This is a genomic window from Amycolatopsis echigonensis, from assembly GCF_002846615.1.
Taxonomy (GTDB): domain Bacteria; phylum Actinomycetota; class Actinomycetes; order Mycobacteriales; family Pseudonocardiaceae; genus Amycolatopsis; species Amycolatopsis echigonensis.
Map to the genome: position 1 here is coordinate 6,634,219 of NZ_PJMY01000003.1, position 21,231 is coordinate 6,655,449.

The window sequence follows — 21,231 nt, forward strand, 5'->3', positions numbered from 1 at the left end:
GCGATCAGAACCGCTGGGGGATCGAGGGCGGTGACGGGCATCCGGGCTCCTTACGGGAAAAGTCGATCGAGCACCGGGTACGCCGCGGCGAGAGTCTGCCGCTCGGCGGGCGAGAGCGTCTCAAGCTGTTTCGCCAGCCAGTCGGCGCGCATGGTGCGGGCTTCCGAGACGAAGGCCCTGGCCTCGTCCGTGGCGGCGACGACCTTCTGGCGGCCGTCGCTCGGATCCGGCGTGACCGTGACGAGGCCCCGCTCGCGCAGGACACAGACCGTCGCGCCCATGGACTGGGACCGCACGCGTTGCCGGTTCGCCAGCACGGTGATCGTCATCGGGCCCTCGCGCAAGACGTATCCCAAGGCCTCGGTCTGAGTGGCGGTCAACCCCCTCCGGCCACCTTGCTCACGCAGCGTCCGCTGGGCTCGGCCGAGAACCTCGCGCAGCGACTGGGCCAGGTCCGCGGTGTCGGTCACGGGCTTCACGGTAGCAGGTACGAAGGCAACCTACAAAGGTTGCCTTCGTAGTTCAGCGGATCCGGTTCGCCCTGGCACCTACCGCAGCCTCTACTGCGCCCCTGGCAAGGGCGTCGACCCGCGCATCATCGAGCGCGACGAGCGAGCTGGCGAACTATCTGTTCATCGAGGCGACCCGGCTGAACATCGACGTCCCGGTATTGCCGATTAGCGGCTCGCTCGACGGTGTCTTCTGCAACCAGCAGATCACCGACCTCGGCGCGGACTGCTCGTCGCCCGAGTCGCTCCGCAAGCAAGAGAAGCGGTTCTTCCCGAAGGCCCCGGCCGGGCGACCCCGGTGAGCGGACCGAAGCGGAGACATCGGCCCTTGACCGTGTTCCACGTCACGCCTATGTTCTTGGGATCCCAATACGGGATCCCAAGAAGCAGTCGCGCACTACGGGCCGCGCCGATCCGGCACCGGGCAGGCCAGTCCGTCTCCGCCGTCGTCAAGGAGGACCGATGTCGCTTCAAGGTCGGACGTCGCCGCAGGCCGGCGCGTCGACTCAGCAGGCGCGTGCCGCGACCGGCAGGCGCACGAACGTCCGCTGGATGCTCTTCGTCCTGCTGCTCGTCCTCGTCACCGTCAACTACGTCGACCGGGGCTCGATCTCGGTGGCGCTGCCGCTCATCCAGCAGGAGTTCGGCCTGTCTCCCCAGCTCACCGGCCTGCTGCTGTCCGCGTTCTTCTGGACCTACGCGCTCATGCAGGTGCCGGTCGGCTGGCTGATCGACCGGTTCGGCCCGCGCAAGGTGCTCACCGCGTCCTGTGTCGGATGGGGCGCGGCGACCGCGGCGTCGGGCTTGACCGGCGGATTTCTGACGATGTTCCTCGCGCGGATGGGCATCGGGGTGGCTGAGGCCGGCGTGATGCCGGCGGGCGGCAAGCTCAACGCCATCTGGATGCACCCGAAGGAACGCGGCCGCGGCGCGACGATCCTCGACGCGGGTGCGCCGCTGGGCGCCGGCGTCGGCGGCATCCTGATCAGCGGGCTCATCGCGCTGTTCGGCGGCTGGCGGACGTCGTTCCTCATCGCGGGTCTCGCGACCGCGCTGCTCGGCATCGCCGTGTGGTGGTACGTGCGGGACCACCCTCGCCAGCACCGCTCCGTCAACGACGCCGAGGCCGAATACATCGAGGCGTCCCACCGGGCCGAGGACGAGGAAGCCGCAGCCGCCGGAGCCACGACCCGCCGCGCGCTGCTGCCCTACCTGAAGTTCCGTTCGTTCTGGGCGATGTGCCTCGGCTGGCTCGGGTTCAACGGCGTGTTCTACGGCCTGCTCACCTGGGGCCCGCTGTACCTGTCGCAGGCGAAGCACTTCAAGCTGGCGTCGATCGGCTGGTCGACCTTCGCGATCTTCGGCGCGGGCTTCGTCGGGGAACTGCTCGGCGGCCTGCTCGCCGACCGGCTGCGCGCCAAGGGGCACGGGGCCAACGCGGTCATGCGTTCGCTGCTCGGCATCTCGAGCGCGATCGTCACCCTGGGCCTCGTCGGCGTCACGATCGTCGGGAGCCCGCTGGCCGCGGTCGCGCTGCTCTCGACCGTGCTGTTCTTCCTGCGCTGGGTCGGGCTTTTCTGGTCCGTGCCAGCGATTCTCGGCGGGCGCACCAACGCGGGCGTGCTGGGCGGCGCGATGAACCTGGCGGGCAACATCGCGGGCATGGTGACGCCGATCGCGGTCGGCTTCATCGTCGGCGCGACGCACAGCTACACCGGCGCGCTGCTCTATTTCGTGGCCTCGGCGGTGATCATGGGCGTCGCGGTGCTCGCCCTCGACTACAGCAAAAGGCTTCCGGTGTGAGCGGCCGGTGCGCCCGCGCGCTTGCCGGCCGGCGGGCGCACCGCCCCGGATGTGGTCGAATGAAGCCGGATCCGCCGCGCGGTCGCGCGGCCCAACGCGAAGGGGGAAGCCATGGCACAGCCAGTGGAAGGTCCGCACCGCGACCGCCCGCGGCGCGAGGCGATCCGCGACGCGCTCCGGACCCGGATCTTTGAGGGCTACTACCCGCCGGGCACCCGGCTCGTCGAGCGCGACCTCGCCGCCGAATTCGAAGTCTCGCGGCTCCCGGTGCGCGAGGCGTTGCGGATGCTCGCGCAGGAGGGCCTGCTGGCCGAGCGGGGCCAGCGCGGGTCGGTGGTCGCCGGGCTGAGCGACCAGGAGGTCGAGGACCTGTTCGCGGTCCGGCTTTCGCTCGAGGTGCTGGCCTGCCGGCTCGCTGCCGAGCGCGCGAGCGACGAAGACCTCGCCGGGCTCAAGGAACTTCTCGACCACGCGGCGGACGCGCTGTCGCGCGGCAGCGTCAACGAGGCGCACCGGGCCAACAGCGCGTTTCACGACGAGGTCACCCGCATCGCGGGCAACCAGTTCCTCCGCACCGCGCTGGAACCGTTGCAGGGCCGGATGCACTGGCTCTTCCGGCACGTGCTCGACCTGTCCGAGCTCCTGCAGGAGCACCGCGATCTCCTCGCCGCGATCGCGTCCGGCGACCCGGAGCGGGCGGCCGCCCAGTCGGAGCGCCACATCGGCAAGTACCGAACCCAATACCCGGACACCGTCTGACGTCGCCGGCGCCGGACGGTGTCCCGAGAACGAGGACCACCGTGAGACTTCTCGTCGTCAACCCGAACATCAGCGACGACGTCACCACCCTGATCCGGACGGAGGCGGAACGGTCTGCCGCGCCGACCACGGAACTGGTCGTCCGGACCGCCCCGTACGGCGTCGAATACATCGAGACCCGCTTCGAATCGCTGATCGCGGCGGGTGCCGTCGCGCAGGTCATCGCCGAGCACCGGGACGTCGACGGAATCGTCGTCGCCGCGTTCGGCGATCCGGGGATGCCGGCGCTCAAGGAACTCGCCGACGTACCGGTCCTCGGGATCACCGAAGCCGCCCTGTGCGCCGCGGCCTTGCAGGGGCAGCGGTTCTCCGTCATCGCCATCTCGGACCGCATCACGGCCTGGTATCGCGAATGCGTCGAGCGCTTCGGATTCGGCGGACGGCTCGCGTCGATCCGGTCGATCAAGGAAGCGCTGCGCGGAATCGGGACCGTGCAGAACGATTTCCGCGCGCCCCTCGTCGAACTGGCACGGCTCGCGGTCGCCGAGGACGGGGCCGACGTGGTCGTCCTCGCCGGCGCGCCGCTCGCCGGACTGGCCCGCGAGGTCGCCGGGGAGATTCCGGTGCCGGTCGTGGACGGCATCGGCGCGGGCATCCGCTTCGCCGAAGCCCTCGTGGGCTTGAAGTCCGGCCCGCACCGGGCCGGGTCGTTCGCTGTCCCGCCTCGGAAAGCGCGGTCCGGCCTGAGTCCCGAACTCGACGCCATGCTCGTCTCGGCGCAGGCCGCGGCGAGCGCGTCCGACGGTTCCGCCGCCACTATCGAAGGGAGGGCCCAGTGAGAGCCGATCTTGTTCTTGCGCACGGTCTTGTCGTCAACTCGTCCGGTACGCGGCAGGCCCATGTGGTCGTGCACGACGGCCGGGTCGCCGCCCTCGTCGACGCTGCCGAGCCGGTGCCCGGCGCGGAGCGGGTCGTCGACGCCGCCGGACGGGCGATCCTCCCGGGCGGGGTGGACGGGCACTGCCACGTCGCCCAGGTCACCGGCCGCTACCGCACGCTCGACGACTTCGCGGTGACCTCGACCGCCGCGCTGTGGGGCGGCACCACGACGATCCTCGACTTCGGAATTCCGCGTGACACCAGCGAAACCCCGCTCGAAGCGGCGAAGAACAAGATCGAGCTGGCGAGGGACTCCCGGTGCGACGTCGCACTGCACGGCTCCGTCATCCAATGGGACGAAACGGTTCCCGCGCAGCTGGAGGAACTCGCGGCGCTCGGCATCCGGTCAGTCAAGCTGTACATGACCAATCGCGGCACCACGATCGCCGACAACGACACCGTCCTCAAGGTGCTGCACGAAATGGTGCGGCTCGACGGCCTCGCGTACGTCCACGCCGAGCACGACGCCATGGTCGTCGACTGCACGGAGCGCAGCGCGGAAGCCGGGCGGATCGGGATCGAGCATCTGCACGAGACCCGGCCCAACCTTGTCGAGGAGGCGTCGGTACGCGAGGTCCTCGCGATGGCCGAATACACCGGCGCCCCAGTGTATTTCGTGCACCAGTCGACGCCCGGCGCCGTCGACCTGGTCACCGCCGCCCGCGCGCGCGGCCTCGACATCCACTCCGAGACCTGCCCGCACTACCTGGTCCTCGACGACGGTGTGTACTCCTCGCGCTTCCCCGAATGGTTCGCCTGCTGCCCGCCGATGCGCTCGCCGGAGACGGTCGCGGCGCTGCGACGGCGCTTCGCGGACGGGTCGATTCACACCGTCTCCAGCGACCATTCGTGCTACGACCTGACGCAGAAGCGCGAGCGCAAAGACGACGTCCGGCAGATGCCGCACGGACTTCCCGGGGTCGAGACGCGCATGCCGGTGGCGTTCACCGCGCTCGCCGACGCCGCGGGGGAGCACGGCACCCCGTCGGCGGGCCTGCTGGAGCATTTCGCCGAGCTGTTCTCGACCGGTCCGGCGCGGATCAATGCCGTGCCCGGCAAGGGAATCATCGCCCCGGGCTACGACGCCGACCTGGTCGTCTTCGACCCCGCCGAGACCCGGACGGTGAGCGGCGGCGCGCTGCACATGGGCACCGACTTCTCGCCGTTCGACGGCAAGGAACTGCGCGGCTGGCCGCAGGTCGTGGTCGCCGGCGGCCGCGTCGTCCTCGACGAGGAGGGGTTCCACGATCCCGGCCCGGTCGGCCGGTTCACGCCGCGGCTCGGGTATCGCGAGGCCGCGTCCGACAATCCGCGGCCGGCGGTCCGGCTCGCCGCGGCGGAAAGGATCTGACCATGGCGGACACCCAGCGGCCGGTTCGGATCGGGATGATCGTGCCGTCGTCGAACACGTGCCTGGAACCGATGAGCTACCGGGTCCTCGGCGAGCGCGACGACGTCACGATCCACTCGACGCGCATCCCGGTGATCCGGATCGCGCTCGACGCGGGCTCGGACAAGCAGTTCGACGTGGAGGGCATGCGCCGCGCGGCGGAACTGCTGGCGACGGCGGACGTCGACGTCATCGCGTGGAACGGCACGTCCGGCTCGTGGCTCGGCCCGGCGCACGATCGCGAGATCGCCGGCGAGATCACCGCGGCCACCGGCGTGCCCGCGACCACGTCGACGCTGGCCTACCTCGACGCGTTCCGCGCGTTCGGCACGCGCACGATCGGCCTCGTGACGCCGTACACCGAGGACGTCAACCTCCAGGTGGTCGAGCGATACGCCGAGGAGGGCATCCGCGTCGCCGGCCACCAGGCACTCGGACTGAGCGACAACGAATCGTTCGCCCGCGTCCGGCCGGACGAGCTGCTGCCGGGCTCGCTCACCCTGGCCGCGGACCGTCCGGACGCGCTGGTGTTCTTGTGCACCAACCTGTACGGGGCGCCGGTCGTCGAGGACCTGGAGTCCCGCACCGGCGTCGCGGCGCTCGACTCGGTCGCGGTGACGCTGTGGCGGTGCCTCCAGCTCGCCGGTGCTCCGTTGCTCGCGCCTCGGTGGGGGAAGCTGCTTTCCTGAGTTTTCTCCGTGCCGGGCCGGTCTTTCGACTGGCCCGGCAGCGTGATGGTGCGGCGTGCCGTCTAGTCGCACCGGATCGCCGGAGTGGTCCCGGTGCCTCGGCTCGGCGGGGAATGCGTTGCCTGATCAACGGCGAAGGCATCGACCTGATGCTCGAGGGCGGGGCCTACCTCGTCCCGACACTGTCCACATTCGACACCCAGGGTGTACGCGCCTGCCGCGTACGCGAAAAAGCAGCGTCTGGCCGAAACGGCGATGACGCGGCTGGGGGAGGCCGTGCGCCGCGGGGTCAAGGTGGCGCTCCGCACCGATTCCGGGGTAGGGATCTCCGCCGGGAAGACCGGGGATTTCGCGGTGTGCGAGGGCGATCCGCTCGCCGACATCGAGATCCTCGGTGATCCGAGAGCCGCTTCCTCGGTGCCCGACGGCTCGCTCTGGTGCGGAAAGGCGGCCCGACCCTCCGCGTCATAGGCGGTTCGTTCCGCCGGTCATCGCTTCGGCCGTGCGGGTTCCTCGCGTCGGAGCGGGCGCGGGGACCGGTTCCGGCGACCAGTGCAGGAGCCGGGTGGCGTTGTGTGCGACGACCGCGTGCAGCGTCTGCTGGTCGAGGTGGTCTGTCAGCCAGGCAAGGCAGGACGCGTAGGTTCGGCGGTGCTCATGGCGGGTCCACGGCCAGTCGCTGCCCCAGAGCAGCCGGTGGGGGCCGGCTTCGGCCAGGATGCGGCCGAGCATCGTGGTGGCGGCTCCGCGGGGCGAGCGGTACGGCGCGCTGGCCTTGATCCAGACGTGGCCCAGCTGTGCCAGGTCGAGCACGGCGCGGTCGGCTTCGGCGGAAGTGCCGGGGAGTCCCAGGTGGTCGAGCACGACCGGGGAAGGCCAGTGCCGGAGCGCGGGAGCCAGCGCTGTCCAATGCTCGTCGCTGGCCTGGACCTCGAGATGCTGGCCGCTGCGGGCGAGTTCGGCGCCCAGTCGCTGCCAGGCCGGGGCGGTCAGCTCGGGAACGGCCCGGTCGATGAGGTTGAGGCGCGTCCCGGCGACGCCGTCGACCGAAAGCGGCGCGAGGTCCCCGGGCCCGTCCAGGACGACCACCGCGCGGAAACGGTCCCGGCAGCGGCGCAGGCAGGCCAGCAGAAACTCGTTGTCCACGCCGAGAAAGCTGGGTTGGACCAGCAACGCTCCCGCGATCCCGTGCTCGTCGAGCAGTGCCAGGTATTCGTCGCTCGTGGCGTCGTAGTCCGGGACGTAGCGCGGCTCGGCCGCGGTGGGGAGCCCGCGCCGGAAGACGTGCGCGTGCCCGTCGATCGCACGAGGAGGAAGGATCACGAGACCACCATACCTCTAGACCTATAGAGGACTATCTGTCATAGTGGCCGCCATGGCTGATGAGGCAACGATGCCCGGACCCGGACGGGCCGCGCTGGACGGGCTCGACCCGCGCCTGCCGCTGCACGCGCGGCTGCGCGAGGTGCTGGTGGCGCGGGTCGAATCGGGGGAGTGGACGCCCGCGCGTCCGCTGCCCGCCGAGACGGCCTTGGCCGAGTACTACGAGGTGGCGCTGGGCACCATGCGGCGCGTGCTCGGCGAACTGGTCGAGCAGGGCTTGCTGGAGCGCCGTCACGGCAGCGGGACCTTCGTCCGCCGGGCGAAGCTGGACTCCTCGCTGTTCCGCTTCTTCCGCTACGGCGACCCTCGTTCGGGCACGCCCGCCGGCCGGATCCTCAGTTTCGACCGGGCGGCGCTGCCGGCGACGGCCGCCGAAGCGCTGGGCGAGCCGCCCGGGGCCGCGAGCCTGCACCTGCACCGCCTGCGGCTGCGGGACGACGAGCCGGTGCTGGTCGAAGACATCTGGCTGCCGCTGCCGCGGTTCGCCGTACTCGCCGACCACCACCAGGACGACCTGGGCGACCTGCTGTACCCCGCCTACGAACGCCATTGCGGGATTGTGGTCGCTTCCGCGGAGGAGATCCTGACCGTCGGCACCGCGAACGCCGGTGACGCGCTGCTCCTGCGCTGCCGCCGCAGCGATCCGGTCGTCTTCATCGAACGGACCGCGCGCACCCACGACGGGACCGCGGTCGAATGGCGCCGGTCGGTCGGCCGGGCGGCTGATTTCCGCTACCGCATCGAAATCAGGTGAAGGCCGTGTACAGCTGGTATCGATCGACGACGCCCGGCGGCCGGCGCGCCTTCGTAGCGACCTTCGGCGGCTGGGCGCTCGAAGCGGCCGACGCGCAGATCTTCGGGCTCGTGCTGCCGACGCTTATGGCGCTGTGGCATCTGAGCGAAGGGCAGGCCGGGCTGCTGGCCTCCGCCACCCTGGTCTGCACGGCGCTCGGCGGCTGGCTGGCCGGTTTCGCTTCCGACCGGTGGGGTCGCGTCCGCGTCCTGCAGGTCACGATCGCCTGGTACGCCGTCGCGACCGCGCTGGTGGGCTTCGCCGGCGGGTTCGAGTCTCTTCTGGTCTTGCGCTGCCTGCAGGGTTTCGGCTTCGGCGGCGAGTGGGCGGCGGGCGCCGTGCTGATCAGCGAGTACGTCAGCACGCGGTACCGCGGCCGGGTGCTCGGCGCCGTGCAGAGCGGCTGGGCGGTCGGCTGGGGCGTCGCGCTCGTGGCCTTCTCGGCGGCGTTCAGCCTGCTTCCCGCGACGTGGGCGTGGCGGGTGATGTTCTGGCTCGGGGTGCTGCCCGCGCTGCTGGTCGTGCTGATCCGGCGCGGGGTGGGCGATCCGCCGGTCTACCGCCGGGAACGCGAACCGGTGTCGTGGACGGGGATCTTCCGCCCCGGGCTGGCGCGGGTGACGATCTTCGGGGCGCTGCTCGGGCTCGGAAGCCACGGCGGCTACTACGCTCTCACCACGTTCCTGCGCAAGACCCGCGGACTCACCGTGCTGAGCACGACCGGGTACCTCGCGGTGTTCATCACCGCGGCGTTCGCCGGATACGTCGTCTCGGGGATCATGTCCGACCGGGTCGGCCGCCGGAAAAACATCATCGGGTTCGCGGTCCTGTGCCTGCTTTCCCTGGTGCCGTTCCTGCTGCTGCCGTTGAACAACGCGGGCATGCTGGTCGCGAGCGCGCCGCTGGGCTTCTTCTCGGCCGGGATGCCCGGCGGCCTCGGCGCGTTGTTCGCCGAACTGTTCCCGACCGAAGTCCGCGGTTCCGGGCAAGGGTTCTGCTACAACCTCGGCCGCATCGTGAGCGCCGCGTTCCCCGCCGCGGTCGGGTTCCTGTCCGCGGAGATCGGGCTCGCGGCGAGCATCGCCGTCTTCGCCGGAGCCGCCTACCTCCTGGCCATCGTCGCGGCGTGCTGCCTGCCGGAGACACGCACAGCCGGGCTGCCCGACCTGGCCGACCCGTCGACCGCGGCCCCGCACACCGTTTCCCGCTGACCCGTTCCCCGGAAGGTGCCCGATGACCGCGCACACCTGGTTTCTGCTGCTCGACCTCGCCGCCGCGATCGCGGTCCTGCTCGTCCTGATCAACTCCCGGCTGCGGTTCCACCCGTTCGTCGCGCTGATCGTGGTCTCCGTCGCCGCGGGCCTGGCAGCCGGCGAACCGCTGGCCAAGCTGCCGGATTCCGTCGAGAACGGCGCCGGGAACACGCTCGGCAGCATCGGCCTTCCGCTCGCCCTCGGGGCGATGGTGGGGCGGTTGCTGTCGGAGGCCGGGGTGACCGATGCCGTCGCGCGGGCCGTGCTCGCCCGGTCGGGACCTCGCTCGCTGCCCTGGTTGGTGACCGGAGCGGCCGTCGTCATCGGGATCCCGATGTTCTTCGAAGTCGGGCTCATCGTGTTGCTGCCGCTGATCTTCAGCATCGCTCGCCGGCTGGAGGACGAAGGCGGCACGCGCGGGTCGGCGTACCTGCTGCTGGGCCTGCCCGCGATCGCCGCACTGTCCACATTGCACGGAATGCTGATCCCGCATCCGGGACCGTTGACCGCCCAGACCGGGCTGCACGCGAATCTCGGGCTCACCATCGGCGTCGGACTGGTCTGCGCGATTCCCACCATCGTCCTGGCCGGGCCGGTCTACGCGCGCTGGATCGCACCGCGCTTGGCGGACGTACGGCCCAGCGCGGCGCTCGTCGACCAGTTCACCTCGGCGAGCCCGAGCGAGACCGCGGTGCGGGTCGGCACCGGATCAGGCCCGTCGGACGAGGACACCGCCAAGCGCGGGCCGGGGGCCGGGTTCGCCTTCGCCGCGGTGCTCGTCCCGGTCGCCCTCATGCTGCTGCGCACCCTCGCCGAGCTCACGCTCGCCGGTGCCAGCCCCGTCCGGAAGCTGCTGACTTTCACCGGGGAACCGGTGCTGGCGATGCTGGCCGGCTTCCTGTTCGTGCTCGCCGGCACCGCGTCTCCGCTGCGGGCGCGGGGCGTGGACGTCCGGGAGGCGCTCGGCGACAGCCTCCGCTCGGTCGCCGGGATCATGCTGATCATCGCCGGCGGCGGGGCCTTCAACCAGGTGCTCAAGGACTCCGGCATCGGCAAGGCCGTCGCCGCGGCGGCGACCGGCGCCCACCTGAACCTCATCGTGCTCGGCTGGCTGCTCGCTCTGCTGCTGTCGGCCTCCACCGGCTCGGCCACCGTGGGGATCGTCGCCGCCACCGGAATCGTCGCCCCGCTGTCCACCGCCGGCGGGGGATTGCAGGCTTCGCTCCTCGTCGTGGCCATCGGCGCCGGATCCATCGGCCTCAACTACGTCAACCACGCCGGTTTCTGGCTGGTCAAGGAATCTTTCGGGATGAGCCTGTCGGAGGCGACGAAGACGCACACCGTCGTGCAGACCCTGGTAAGCGTTCTGGGACTCGGCATGGCCTTGCTGCTGTGGGCCATCGCAGGTTGACCGCCTGCGCACGCTGCGTCCCGGATCGGTCTTGCTCATCCCGAGCGTGCTCGGCCGGTGCGATTGTTGCCGTGAAGCACGGAGGTTCGCGTCCCTCGATCATCCAGTATCCGATCGACCCGTTCGGTGTCGCATCACCGGCCACTGTGGACGAAGCGACGGTCGGGGTGCGGCGCTGAACAACACCAACGGGCTTGGCATCTGCCGTTTCCTGCTCCAGCCGCCAGCGTCGACCGGTGCGATCGCACGGCACCTCGACCGGACTCCGACCGAGGTCTCGCGCCAGTTGGAGTATCCGCGCTGCAGGCGGTTGCCCAGTTTCTTTCCGACCGGGTGTTCGGGCAAGAACGGGTACGCCTGTTGCTCGGCGAGGCTTCGTCGGCGGACAAAGTCGCTGCGGAGGAGCGAGCTCGGAAGCGCGTCTCGCTGGAAGGCGGCACCGCCAAGATCGAGAAGCGCCAGTAATCGATTCTCCGGCAGGCACAGGCCGGAGATCCGGACGATCCGTTCGCTCGGGGATTGCGAGGCACGTACAACGAACTGGAGGCTTTGCCCGTGCTTGCCGAGGCAGCGCCTGAGTTGCCGAGGAGGCTCTTCGAGGTAGTCCGGCTCGCAGTACGACTGCTGGGCGACGATCGTGTCGAGGCGCTGCCCGCCGGGGACGTCCCGGAGGTGACGGCATTCGCGGAGGGGATCGCCGATCAGATGACTGACGCACAAGATTCGCGCGCTCAGACGAGCGCTCTCTTGTGTAGCTGTCGTCCGTGCCCCGGTGAGATTCGAATTCACACTGGACGGGTTTTGAATCCGGGCAGGGAGTGCGCTTTGACCTGCAGTTGAGCAGCCAACGACTGGAATTTGGGGGCGTAACGGGGGTAACGGGGGTGGTTCAGGTCGACTACCGGCCGCTGAGCGCCTGCCGGGCAAGCCGATGGGGCACGTTGTAGCTGGATACGTAGACCGGCTGGCTACGCCAAGTTGACCCCAGCCGAAGTTGTCACCTGCTATGACGGCGCAAGAGTGAGATGCGGAGACTGTGAAACGCTGCGTGCGCTTTTGGCGACTCCGGTGTATGACTGAGCTACCGTCGGCCGCGGACGCAAGCGCAAAGCATGGCCGTGACGTCCACGAGGAGGGAGATGATCCTCCGGCATTCCTGGCAGGGTTTGAGCGTACGAAACCTGGTCCGCTCAGCATGAGGACGCGAGGGGATCGGCGGGCACCCGAAGCCGCGCCAACCGGCCTCCGCCATGCAGTTCTACCCAATGGGGTTGATCGGCAGGAACCCAGCCAATCCTTGTGTGAAACGGAGTTGGTCCTCGTGCTCGATCGTCTGTTCGCGGACCGGCCGGGCGGTTTGAACTTGAAGAACTGTCCGCGTTGCCAAGAGCTCATTGACAACTGGCACTGAGTGGATGGTGCTGCTGGCCTAGTCGAAAGCCTTACTGAGACTGCAGGTTATAGCGATTTCCAGACTATCGTGCAGTGGTCTGGAAAACGTTCGTTTTTGTCTCGTTGCTGCTGCAGTTTTGTCGACGACTTCCAGAATCCTAGATCTTTTGCTGCAACTAATTCTATTTCTAGCTCTAGAAAGTTTTCCGCCGTCAGTTGGCTAATGAAGTTGTACAGCTGCATGTCTTGTTCTGATGCGGACTTCGAATAATCAACCGGAATGACGGGTCCTCTGAGATACGCGGATAAAAGTGTAGGGTTCTTAACCAGTGCGGCATAGTCATTCACGTCCAGCCACGTCGTCGAGCTCGGGGGGCCGAATGCTACGCGCAGCGGAATTGGATCACTTAGAAATGATATTGATAGCAAGGCTGAGGCACGATGGGTGGGAAATGTGATCGGGTGTGTTGCGTCAACGAATACATCCACAGGGAAGGAAGCTGAGACGCTGGGAGGCAGTGTTGACTTCGTGTATCGACCTCCTGAATTATGGTAAGGATTGGCCACTTCGCGCCTGCTTTGGCAAGTGATGCTCCCCTCGGCGCGAAGCAGCTCCATTCCGGGCATCCTTCGTTCTGGGTGGAGTATGCTGATTAGTTCGCTTCGCTTCGCGGACCTTGTCCTGGTTCCTGAGCGCCATGGAACTTCCCTATCCACTCCACTTCCGTTCTTTGTCTTCACGACATATGGCGCTCTATCGGTCGCGAAGAATAGGGCGACGACTGTAGCGCGCCCGTCTTGGACTGGAACATTGAGATTGACAAAATCAGGCGAAAACTCATCAAAACACTTCTCAACCTGCGGCCACCATGATTGAAGATCGCTATCTGAAACGCCGACCGGTTCGCCGTTATCTTCATTGATTCCAATTAACCATATAACTTCATTGCCGCGTGCTGCGTTGCAGAGCGCCGCAATTTGTCGAGCCGTCCTGATGTGGTCGTCGGGGAAGCTTGATTTCAGCTCAACAAAGGAGTCTTCATCTCCGCGTCCTGAGGTTTTCGCTTGCGCGATTATCTGAAGTGCGCGCGCTTCGAGTTGCTGCTTTGTCTGCACTGGAGGCCTCTCGCTTGGGGGCACTTTGCCGTGTAGTCGGTTATCGCTCCCAGTTGGTTACATTCGGATGCGCTCGAAGGGGCGGGGAAGACCCGGATGCCGCAGTGGGCGGGCCCATGAGTTGGGCACAGCCAGTCGTAATCGCCGTTGGCCCGTCGCATGTGGGAGCAGTAGTTCGGTGACCCGACCGTGACTGGTTCGGCGAGGTCAAGCGTGACGCGGAAGGAGCGCAGAACAGCGTCGTCAGCGTCGAAGTCCGGCGGCAGGCAAAGGAGCTGCTGGCGGCGGTCGAAGCGCAGAAGGTAGATACCGCGCCGCGTCGGTCCTCCGGTCCGATGCTGAAAGCGTTCTTCGCCTGCATGTACTACGCCGCGCTGCGACCGGAAGAAGCCGCGATGCTGTGCAAGCCGGATCTGGTTTTTCCTGAGGAGGGGTGGGGCGAACTCCTATTGTCGGCAACCGCGCCGATCACTGGCGCTGCCTGGACAGACTCAGGCGAGCGTCGGGACCGGCGGCAGTTGAAATAACGAGCGACCGGGGAAATTCGCGCAATGCCATCACCTCCGCCGCTCACGGCCATCCTTCATGAGCACGAGAAGCAATTCGGGTTCGCAGCGGACGGCCGCCTCTTCCGCAACCTGACCGGAGGGGACATCGGCGAATCGACGATCTCGCGGGTGTGGGACAAGGCTCGTAAGGCCGCGCTGTCGGAAGACGAGTACGCCTCACCGCTCGCGAGGCGTCCATACGACCTGCGGCATGCGTGTGTGTCTACCTGGCTGGCGGCCGGGGTGCCGTCCACGCAATGCGCCGAGTGGGCTGGGCACTCGGTGGCAGTGCTTCATCAGATCTACGCCGCGGTGATCGCGGGCCTCAAGTCGGAGGCGCAGCAGCGCATCGAGCGGGCGCTGGACTGGGAGGAGGGCACTGATGCATCCGAGTGAACACGTGCGTTCGAAAATTTGGGGGCGTATTGGGGGTGGATACCGGTGAACGGCTCGATATAGCTGGACACGGCTGGACACAACAAGATCGGCCCCGCACCTGTTTTCGCAGGTAGCGGGGCCGGTTTGTGCTGGTCGGATGATGTGCCCCCGGTGAGATTCGAACTCACACTGGACGGGTTTTGAATCCGTTGCCTCTGCCAGTTGGGCTACGGGGGCGCAGTGCCGGAAACTTTACGGGATCCGCCCTCCCCTCCGGCGACCGGGTCCGGTGATCGACTTGGGGCCGGGGCTGGGTGTCGCCCGCCACTTCGTGGTGAACGCCATCGTGGGATCTGGATCGGTCCCGGTACGCTGGGCTCTCGCGGGTGACCGCGTGTCGAAGACGTCCCGCCGAGCCTTCAGGAGGACACCGGTGACCGAACAGGCTGCCGAGTCGAACGGCGCCGCCGCCGGCGTGCCGCAGCGACGGGTGCTCGTCGCCGAAGACGAGGCGCTCATCCGGCTCGACCTGGTGGAAATGCTGCGCGAAGAGGGCTACGAGGTCGTCGGCGAGGCCGGCGACGGCGAGGAGGCCATCGCGCTGGCCACCGACCTCAAGCCGGACCTCGTGATCCTCGACGTCAAGATGCCCAAGCTCGACGGCATCGAGGCGGCCGCGCGGATCACCGGCGACCGGATCGCGCCCGTCGTCATTCTCACCGCGTTCAGCCAGCGCGACCTCGTCGAACGGGCCCGCGACGCGGGCACCATGGCGTACCTGGTCAAACCGTTCGCCAAACGCGACCTCGTGCCCGCCATCGAGCTGGCCGTCAGCCGGTTCTCCGAGCTGCAGGCCCTCGAGGCCGAGGTCGCCGGGCTCACCGACCGGCTCGAGACCCGCAAGGTCATCGACCGGGCGAAGGGCCTGCTGATGAGCCGCCAGGGCCTCACCGAGCCGGACGCGTTCCGCTGGATCCAGCGCACCGCAATGGACCGGCGCACCACGATGAAAGCCGTCGCCGAGGCGGTCGTGGAAAGCATCGGCTGAGCACCGGCCCAGCACCCGGACAAGCGGGTGCGACCAGGGGTCGCGCCCGCTTTTTCCGTTTCCGCCGCCGGAAAAACACCGGAGAGTCACCGTCCAGCGCCGGAGTGCGCTTCCGTCCAGCGGGACCCCGTCCGTTGTGCCGGATCCGTCCCGGCCCGGCGTGTCGCCTGGAACCTGGCCGCTGACCAGCGAAAACCCTTCCGTCGCGGCGACGGCTGACCCACCCGTGCGGGTTGATCTGCTCTGTGCGAAAGGGCAAGGTTGCTACCTTGGAGGCCGGGTAATCGTGGTGGCGGTCACGATGGCGGAGGGGATGTTCTTAGACTGCACTCATTGATCGGACGTCTGGTCAAGGTCCGTTCGAGGGGTGCTCGGACACGAAGAGTCATTCACTCGGTCGTTGCAATAAGACGATCGAGTGTAAATCGTCCGTTAATTCTCGTGACGACCGTCACGATGTGGATACAAGACTCGCTGTGACTCTGTGCAACACCTCACCCGGCGGCTACGTTCAGCGCCCAGTCGAAGTCCCACGCAGGGACCCGCCGTTCCACGGGACGTGGCGGGTGGCATTTGGAGGAACGAGTGCAGAGAGCACGACTCACTAAGGTCATCGTGCTGGCCGCGGCGGGAGTCATCTCCCTGGGCGCCTGCTCGGCGCGGACCGGCAGTGGCTCGGGCGGCGACAGCGGCGCGCCGCAGGCCGCGGCCCCGTCGGCGGCGGCGAACGCGGCGGACCCGGCGGGAGACGGCAAGGCGCAGTGCGCGCCGACCTCGATCGCCTACGCCGGCACGATCAACGGCGCGAACGCGGCCCTGGGCCAGAACATCCTCAAGGGCGCGAAGCTGGCGGTCGACCAGCACAACAAGGCCAACCCGGGCTGCCAGGTCAAGCTGGCGGAGTTCGACACCGAGGGCACGCCGGACAAGGCTCCGGGCATCGTGACCCAGATCGTCAACACCCCGGGCATCATCGGCGTCATCGGCCTCCCGTTCTCGGGCGAGTCGAAGGCCGCGGGCAACATCTTCAACTCCGCGGGCCTGGTCGCCGTGACGCCGTCCGCGACCAACCCGTCGCTCGCCCAGAACGGCTGGAAGACCTTCTTCCGCGCGCTGGGCAACGACAACGCGCAGGGCCCGGCCGCCGCGAAGTTCATCACCGGCGACCTCAAGGCCAACAAGGTCTGCGTGATCGAGGACGACTCCGAGTACGGCACCGGTCTCGCCGCCTCGACCATCAAGGCGCTCGGCGACAAGGCGAGCTGCCAGGACAAGGTCAAGACGAAGCAGACCGACTTCTCGGCCGTGGTCAACAAGATCAAGGGCGAGAAGCCGGACGCGATCTTCTACTCGGGCTACTACCAGGAAGCCGCTCCGTTCGCGCAGCAGCTGAACGACGCGGGCGTCAAGGCGAAGTTCGTCGGCCCGGACGGCGTGAAGGACGACCTGTTCGTGAAGGGCGCGGGCGACGCCGCGGCCAACGCGTACTTCACCTGCCCGTGCGTGCCCGCTGACCAGTTCACCAAGTTCACCGACGCCTACAAGGCGGCGACCGGCGCCGACCCGGGCACCTACTCGCCCGAGGCCTACGACGTCGCGACGATCCTGCTCAAGGGCATCGACGCCGGCAAGAAGGACCGCGCCGGCCTGCTGGACTTCGTGAAGAACTACGACGGCCAGGGCATCACGAAGCACTTCAAGTGGGACGACCACGGCGAGCTCGCCTCCACCACCGTGTGGACCTACAAGGTGGAGAACGGGAAGATCGTCCGCAACACCGAGATCAAGTAGCTCACCGCTTTCGGTTCCAGTACCGGGGTGCGGGCCAGGCGGCGTGATCCCGCCTCGCCCGCACCCCGGACCCACATGGAGAACTAGTGTGTCGATGACCCCTGACCTCAGTTCGCTCGTCCTCGCGCAGGGCGGCGGCACCTGGATCACCTTCGACGTGAATTCGTTCCTGAACCAGTTCTGGGACAACACGATCGACGGTCTGTCCTACGGCAGCATCTACGCGCTCGTGGCGTTGGGCTACACCCTCGTCTACGGCGTGCTCAAACTCATCAACTTCGCCCACTCCGAGGTGTTCATCTACGGCGCCTTCGCGACGTGGTTCACCTTCTACGGCCTGGGTTTCCGCTCCGGCGCGACCCCGGATCTGCCGATCTTCGAACTGATCGGCTTCCTGCTGATCGCGCTGATCGCGTCGATGGCGGTGTCCGGCGGGACCGCGGTGGTGCTGGAACGCGTGGCCTACCGGCCGCTGCGCAAACGCAACGCCCCCCGGCTGGTCTTCCTGATCACCGCGATCGGCGCTTCCTTCGTGCTGCAGCAGATCCTGTTCATCTGGCGCGGCGGCAACCCGGAGAACAGCATCCGGCTGCTGCGCAACGACGAGGTGTTCACGATCTTCGGCGGCAGCGTCACGATCGTCACCATCATCACCGTGGTGGCGTCGATCCTGCTGATGATCGGCACGGACATGTTCGTCAACCGGACCAAGTTCGGCCGCGGCATCCGCGCGGTGGCGCAGGACCCGGACACGGCCACGCTGATGGGCGTCAACAAGGAACGCGTCATCACCCTGACGTTCCTCATCGGCGGCCTGCTGGCCGGCGCGGCGGCGCTGTTCTACATGATGAAGATCCCGCAGGGCGCCTCGTACCAGGGCGGCTTCATCCTCGGCATCAAGGCGTTCACCGCCGCGGTGCTCGGCGGCATCGGCAACCTGCGCGGCGCGCTGCTGGGCGGCCTGCTGCTCGGGGTCGTGGAGAATTACGGGCAGTCGCTGTTCGGCGGGGAGTGGCGCGACGTCGTCGCGTTCGTCCTGCTGGTGCTGATCCTGATGCTCCGCCCGACCGGCATTCTCGGCGAATCGCTCGGAAAGGCACGGGTATGACGACGACTACGACGCCGCCCGCCGCACCGGCGACGGCGCGCCGCCGTCCGGTCTCGGACTGGTGGAACAGGCTGTCCCGGGTCCAGCAGTGGGGGGTGCTCATCCCGCTGGTGGCGCTGGTCTACCTGCTGCCGGTGCTGAACCCGCCGCTGATCACCACCCAGCCCGGGTACGACTTCCCGATCGCGATGTTCGAGGTGGCCCGCTACGCGCTGGTCGCCATCGGGCTCAACATCGTCGTCGGCCAGGCCGGCCTGCTCGACCTCGGGTACGTCGGGTTCTTCGCGGTCGGCGCCTACGTGATGGCGCTGTTCACGAGCCCGGATTCGTCGCTTTCGAAGCTGCCGTTCCTCGTCGTGCTGCCGATCGCGATGGTGGTCACGATGATCTTCGGGGTGATCCTCGGGACGCCGACGCTGCGGTTGCGCGGCGACTACCTGGCGATCGTCACGCTGGGCTTCGGCGAGATCGTGCGGCTGATGGCCGACAACATCGACCCGCTGCGCGGCAACCGCGGCTTCCAGGGCGTCGGGCATCCGCCGGGTACGAAGGCGGACGGCAGCCCGCTGTTCAACAACACCAACGGAATCCCGTGGTACTGGCTCTGCGTCACGATCATCATCGTGATCCTGTTCGTGGTCGGGAACCTGGAGCGCAGCCGCGTCGGCCGCGCGTGGGTCGCGATCCGCGACGACGAGGACGCGGCCGAGATCATGGGCGTGCCGACGTTCAAGTTCAAGATCTGGGCGTTCGTCGGCGGCGCCGCGGTCGGCGGCCTCTCCGGCGCGCTGTACGCGGGGCAGCTGGGCTTCGTGAACAACCAGAAGTTCGACGTGGTCACGTCGATGCTGTTCCTGGCCGCGGTCATTCTCGGCGGCGCGGGCAACAAGGTCGGCGTGCTGCTGGGCGCGATCGTCGTGGCGTACGTGCCGCTGCGGTTCCAGGCGATCGCGGAGTACAAGTACCTGATCTTCGGCCTGGCGCTGATCGTCCTGATGATCTTTCGCCCGCAGGGCCTGCTCGGCGCGCGGCAGCGGCTGCTCGCCTACGGCAGGCAGGCGTACCAGCGGCTGCTCGGCAAGGGCGAGCAGGTCAGCAGCGACGGTTCGCTGGCCACGGACAACGCGGGGGAGAGGGCATGACGGTCCCTGGCAACGGAAACGGACCCGAGGTCCCGGCCGAGGGCGGCCTCGTGGCCGAGGTCGCGAACATGACCGCCGAGGAGCTCGCCGAGCACGAGGCCGAGGTCGCCGAGGTCGTCGCGCCGGACCGGGAGATCCGGGCCGATTACGGGCAGACGCTGCTGAAGGTCGACGACGTCACCGTCCGCTTCGGCGGCCTGGTGGCCCTCGATTCGGTGTCCTTCGAGATCCGGCGCGGCGAGATCCTCGGCCTGATCGGGCCGAACGGCGCGGGCAAGACCACCTGCTTCAACGCGATGACCGGCGTCTACCGGCCGACCTCGGGGCAGGTGCTGCTCGAGGACAAGCCGCTCGGCAAGACGTCGCGGCACGGGATCACCCAGCTCGGCATCGCCCGGACGTTCCAGAACATCCGGCTGTTTTCCGAGATGACCGCGCTGGAGAACGTGGTCGTCGGCACCGACGCGCGGCACAAGACGAGCCTGCTCGGCGCCCTCCTGCGAGTCCCGCGGCACCACCGCGAGGAGAAGCAGGCGATCGAGAAAGCCATGGCGCTGCTGGAATTCGTCGGCATCGCCGACCGGGCCGCGGACCGCGCGAAGAACCTGCCCTACGGCTATCAGCGGCGGCTGGAGATCGCGCGGGCGCTCGCCACCGAGCCGAAGCTGCTCTGCCTCGACGAGCCCGCCGCCGGGTTCAACCCGGCGGAGAAGGAAGAGCTCATGGGGCTGATCCGGACGATCCGCGACGACGGCTTCACCGTCCTGCTGATCGAACACGACATGAAGCTCGTCATGGGCGTCACCGACCGGATCGTGGTGCTGGAGTTCGGCAAGAAGATCGCCGACGGGCTTCCCTCCGAGATCCGGGAGAACCCCGCCGTGATCGCCGCTTACCTGGGAGTTCCCGACGATGACGCTGCTTGAGCTTTCCGACGTTTCCGTCCACTACGGACGGATCCAGGCCGTGTCCGGGCTGTCCATCACGGTCAACGAGGGCGAAATCGTCACCCTCATCGGGGCGAACGGCGCCGGCAAATCGACCACGATGCGGGCGATCTCCGGCATCCGGCCGATCTCCAGCGGCTCCATCCGGTTCGACGGCGAGGACATTTCGCGGCTGCGCGGCGATTTGCGCGTGGTCCGCGGGATTTCGCAGGCTCCGGAGGGGCGGGGGATTTTCCCCGGCATGACGGTGCTCGAGAATCTGGACATGGGCGCTTATGCGCGCAAGGACCGGAAGAATCTGCAGCCGGATTTCGACCGGGTGTTTGAGTTGTTTCCGCGGCTGGCCGAGCGGAAGACGCAGGTCGGCGGGACGATGTCCGGTGGCGAGCAGCAGATGCTCGCGATCGGGCGGGCGTTGATGGCCAAGCCTCGGTTGTTGTTGCTGGACGAGCCTTCGATGGGGCTGGCGCCGCAGTTCATTCAGCAGATTTTCCGGATTATTACGGAGATCAATCGGCAGGGGACGACCGTGCTGCTGGTCGAGCAGAATGCGCAGCAGGCGTTGTCTCGGGCGCATCGGGCTTATGTGCTGGAGACTGGGCAGATTACCAAGACCGGTACTGGGCAGGAGTTGTTGGCTGACACCAGTATCAAGGAGGCTTATCTCGGGGTGGGATGAGTCTGGTTCGGCGGGTTTCGGCTCGTCGCCTGGCGGCGACATTGCATTGGGATGTTGCGGTGGGGCACCCCGAAGTCGATTGTGACGACGGCGCGGGGGTGCTTGTCAAGGCGGGAAAGATGCCTTGACAAGCACCCCCGCGCCGCGTTTTTG

General features: G+C 67.9%; 18 protein-coding genes, 1 tRNA gene and 1 pseudogene. 16 read left to right on the top strand and 4 right to left on the bottom strand.

Features of this window, described 5'->3' with window-relative positions; translation table 11 throughout:
- Positions 1 to 50: 50 nt before the first annotated feature.
- Positions 51 to 470, bottom strand: coding sequence for a MarR family winged helix-turn-helix transcriptional regulator (locus ATK30_RS36435; protein ID WP_158242552.1), 420 nt, complete (start codon positions 468 to 470; stop codon positions 51 to 53).
- 501 nt (positions 471 to 971) lie between these two features.
- On the opposite strand from ATK30_RS36435, the gene ATK30_RS36440 reads away from it, so the two are divergent.
- The 6 genes from ATK30_RS36440 (at position 972) to ATK30_RS36465 (ending at position 6,560) form a co-directional block, all read left to right on the top strand.
- On the top strand, positions 972 to 2,312 hold the full coding sequence (locus tag ATK30_RS36440) for an MFS transporter (protein WP_101439302.1): 1,341 nt from the start codon (positions 972 to 974) through the stop codon (positions 2,310 to 2,312).
- A 111-nt stretch (positions 2,313 to 2,423) separates the two neighbouring features.
- A complete protein-coding gene (locus ATK30_RS36445; protein ID WP_101439303.1) occupies positions 2,424 to 3,071 on the top strand; it encodes a GntR family transcriptional regulator in 648 nt (215 codons plus the stop codon).
- 41 nt (positions 3,072 to 3,112) lie between these two features.
- A complete protein-coding gene (locus ATK30_RS36450; RefSeq protein WP_101439304.1) occupies positions 3,113 to 3,910 on the top strand; it encodes an aspartate/glutamate racemase family protein in 798 nt (265 codons plus the stop codon).
- A complete protein-coding gene (locus tag ATK30_RS36455) occupies positions 3,907 to 5,361 on the top strand; it encodes an amidohydrolase family protein (RefSeq protein ID WP_101439305.1) in 1,455 nt (484 codons plus the stop codon). Before ATK30_RS36450 ends, ATK30_RS36455 begins: the two co-directional genes overlap by 4 nt.
- A gap of 2 nt (positions 5,362 to 5,363) precedes the next feature.
- A complete protein-coding gene (locus ATK30_RS36460; RefSeq protein WP_101439306.1) occupies positions 5,364 to 6,089 on the top strand; it encodes a maleate cis-trans isomerase family protein in 726 nt (241 codons plus the stop codon).
- A gap of 204 nt (positions 6,090 to 6,293) precedes the next feature.
- A complete protein-coding gene (locus tag ATK30_RS36465; protein ID WP_101439307.1) occupies positions 6,294 to 6,560 on the top strand; it encodes a hypothetical protein in 267 nt (88 codons plus the stop codon).
- Here ATK30_RS36465 and ATK30_RS36470 read toward each other — a convergent pair.
- On the bottom strand, positions 6,555 to 7,412 hold the full coding sequence (locus tag ATK30_RS36470) for an amidohydrolase family protein (RefSeq protein WP_101439308.1): 858 nt from the start codon (positions 7,410 to 7,412) through the stop codon (positions 6,555 to 6,557). The two genes, ATK30_RS36465 and ATK30_RS36470, sit on opposite strands and share 6 nt — an antisense overlap.
- A 52-nt stretch (positions 7,413 to 7,464) precedes the next feature.
- Here ATK30_RS36470 and ATK30_RS36475 point away from each other — a divergent pair, with 52 nt between their 5' ends.
- Genes ATK30_RS36475 through ATK30_RS36485 form a run of 3 tightly spaced genes read left to right on the top strand, consistent with a single transcriptional unit; the run spans position 7,465 to position 10,929 of the window.
- Positions 7,465 to 8,226 (top strand): GntR family transcriptional regulator, encoded by a 762-nt coding sequence (locus tag ATK30_RS36475; protein WP_208637516.1) that lies wholly within the window; start codon positions 7,465 to 7,467, stop codon positions 8,224 to 8,226.
- A 5-nt stretch (positions 8,227 to 8,231) separates the two neighbouring features.
- Positions 8,232 to 9,476, top strand: a complete 1,245-nt coding sequence (locus tag ATK30_RS36480; protein WP_101441246.1) for an MFS transporter — start codon at positions 8,232 to 8,234, stop codon at positions 9,474 to 9,476.
- A gap of 22 nt (positions 9,477 to 9,498) precedes the next feature.
- Positions 9,499 to 10,929: a GntP family permease gene (locus ATK30_RS36485; RefSeq protein WP_101439310.1), complete on the top strand. Its 1,431-nt coding sequence runs from the start codon at positions 9,499 to 9,501 to the stop codon at positions 10,927 to 10,929.
- 1,458 nt (positions 10,930 to 12,387) lie between these two features.
- Here the strand turns inward: ATK30_RS36485 and ATK30_RS44860 are convergent.
- Entirely contained in the window at positions 12,388 to 13,437 is a 1,050-nt protein-coding gene (locus ATK30_RS44860) for an AlbA family DNA-binding domain-containing protein (RefSeq protein ID WP_143271468.1), read from the bottom strand.
- Between the two features lie 263 nt (positions 13,438 to 13,700).
- Here ATK30_RS44860 and ATK30_RS47815 point away from each other — a divergent pair.
- A pseudogene (locus tag ATK30_RS47815) lies at positions 13,701 to 14,381 on the top strand (tyrosine-type recombinase/integrase); the annotation flags it as partial.
- Positions 14,382 to 14,526: 145 nt separating this feature from the next.
- Here the strand turns inward: ATK30_RS47815 and ATK30_RS36500 are convergent.
- Positions 14,527 to 14,600 (bottom strand) — tRNA-Leu (locus ATK30_RS36500).
- 196 nt (positions 14,601 to 14,796) lie between these two features.
- On the opposite strand from ATK30_RS36500, the gene ATK30_RS36505 reads away from it, so the two are divergent.
- The 6 genes from ATK30_RS36505 to ATK30_RS36530 all read left to right on the top strand — a co-directional run bounded on the left by ATK30_RS36505 (position 14,797) and on the right by ATK30_RS36530 (position 21,078).
- Positions 14,797 to 15,411: an ANTAR domain-containing response regulator gene (locus ATK30_RS36505; protein WP_009079762.1), complete on the top strand. Its 615-nt coding sequence runs from the start codon at positions 14,797 to 14,799 to the stop codon at positions 15,409 to 15,411.
- A gap of 615 nt (positions 15,412 to 16,026) precedes the next feature.
- Positions 16,027 to 17,202 carry a branched-chain amino acid ABC transporter substrate-binding protein gene (locus ATK30_RS36510; RefSeq protein ID WP_101439313.1) on the top strand — a complete coding sequence of 392 codons (1,176 nt, stop codon included), beginning with the start codon at positions 16,027 to 16,029 and terminating at the stop codon, positions 17,200 to 17,202.
- A gap of 94 nt (positions 17,203 to 17,296) precedes the next feature.
- The gene (locus ATK30_RS36515) at positions 17,297 to 18,310 is read left to right on the top strand and encodes a branched-chain amino acid ABC transporter permease (protein WP_101441247.1); all 1,014 of its coding nucleotides are present in this window, start codon (positions 17,297 to 17,299) and stop codon (positions 18,308 to 18,310) included.
- On the top strand, positions 18,307 to 19,452 hold the full coding sequence (locus ATK30_RS36520) for a branched-chain amino acid ABC transporter permease (RefSeq protein WP_101439314.1): 1,146 nt from the start codon (positions 18,307 to 18,309) through the stop codon (positions 19,450 to 19,452). Before ATK30_RS36515 ends, ATK30_RS36520 begins: the two co-directional genes overlap by 4 nt.
- Positions 19,449 to 20,378, top strand: coding sequence for an ABC transporter ATP-binding protein (locus ATK30_RS36525; protein WP_101439315.1), 930 nt, complete (start codon positions 19,449 to 19,451; stop codon positions 20,376 to 20,378). Before ATK30_RS36520 ends, ATK30_RS36525 begins: the two co-directional genes overlap by 4 nt.
- A complete protein-coding gene (locus tag ATK30_RS36530) occupies positions 20,365 to 21,078 on the top strand; it encodes an ABC transporter ATP-binding protein (RefSeq protein WP_101439316.1) in 714 nt (237 codons plus the stop codon). The genes ATK30_RS36525 and ATK30_RS36530 overlap by 14 nt, the downstream gene beginning before the upstream one ends.
- Positions 21,079 to 21,231: the final 153 nt, after the last annotated feature.

Bases quoted from the DNA above. Each gene is read 5' to 3' on its own strand.
- ATK30_RS36440 (WP_101439302.1), top strand. From the start codon at position 972: ATGTCGCTTCAAGGTCGGACGTCGCCGCAGGCCGGCGCGTCGACTCAG.
- ATK30_RS36445 (WP_101439303.1), top strand. From the start codon at position 2,424: ATGGCACAGCCAGTGGAAGGTCCGCACCGCGACCGCCCGCGGCGCGAG.
- ATK30_RS36460 (WP_101439306.1), top strand. From the start codon at position 5,364: ATGGCGGACACCCAGCGGCCGGTTCGGATCGGGATGATCGTGCCGTCG.
- ATK30_RS36475 (WP_208637516.1), top strand. From the start codon at position 7,465: ATGGCTGATGAGGCAACGATGCCCGGACCCGGACGGGCCGCGCTGGAC.
- ATK30_RS36485 (WP_101439310.1), top strand. From the start codon at position 9,499: ATGACCGCGCACACCTGGTTTCTGCTGCTCGACCTCGCCGCCGCGATC.
- ATK30_RS36515 (WP_101441247.1), top strand. From the start codon at position 17,297: ATGACCCCTGACCTCAGTTCGCTCGTCCTCGCGCAGGGCGGCGGCACC.
- ATK30_RS36520 (WP_101439314.1), top strand. From the start codon at position 18,307: ATGACGACGACTACGACGCCGCCCGCCGCACCGGCGACGGCGCGCCGC.
- ATK30_RS36525 (WP_101439315.1), top strand. From the start codon at position 19,449: ATGACGGTCCCTGGCAACGGAAACGGACCCGAGGTCCCGGCCGAGGGC.
- ATK30_RS36530 (WP_101439316.1), top strand. From the start codon at position 20,365: ATGACGCTGCTTGAGCTTTCCGACGTTTCCGTCCACTACGGACGGATC.